The sequence below is a fragment of the Oleiphilus sp. HI0128 genome (assembly GCF_001635365.1).
Map to the genome: position 1 here is coordinate 1 of NZ_LWGG01000352.1, position 699 is coordinate 699.

At 44.6% G+C, this 699-nt stretch carries 1 protein-coding gene; it reads right to left on the minus strand.

The features are described 5' to 3' along the window. Positions 1–688: ATP-binding protein (locus A3763_RS04425; protein WP_369823086.1), on the minus strand; the 688-nt coding region annotated here is incomplete at its 3' end. Positions 689–699: the final 11 nt, after the last annotated feature.

A 699-nucleotide genomic window follows, 5' to 3' on the forward strand; every position in this document is an offset into this window, starting at 1 on the left:
CTTCAACAAGCAGGATTCTAGACTCGCTCAAATCTGTAGTGGGGTCTTCTATAGCCGCTATCGCACTTTGCGTTAGCTCTGGTTTTTCTGAATAGAGGCTGAGCTCCATGCTTTGGATTAGGTCATTGGAACAGATAGGCTTATAGATATGGGCATCGAAGCCATGAGTCTTGCAATAGTTTTCATCGACCTGGGAACCGTACTTTGTCATGAGTATCAGGTATAAGGTTTCATTGCCTGCTTGGCTGCGAAGGTTGTCGCTAAGGTCGTGGGCAGAACCTTCAATCAGGTCTGCATCGATATAGATCAAGGGGACCTTACCAGGCCCGACAACATGTTCATTGAGTGAATTGAGCACGGAATTGGAGCTGTCGCAGATATATGAGGGAATTCCCCATTTACTTAGCTGTTTCTCAATTTCCTTGGCTGTGTCCTGATGTTTATCGAGAATAAATGCTAGCAGTTGTTCGGTCTCAAATTGTGGCGCGCTTTCTTTGTTTTCAGTAGAGCTGTCAACCATGAATGAGGCAGTAAAGACACTACCTTTACCTAGCTCACTGGCGACTCTAATATCGCCATGCATTAATTGGCATAAATTTCGAGAAATAGTTAAACCAAGGCCAGTGCCGCCATATTTTCGAGTGGTTGAGGCATCTGCTTGTGAGAATGAGTCAAATATCGTTGCCAGCTTATCTTTAG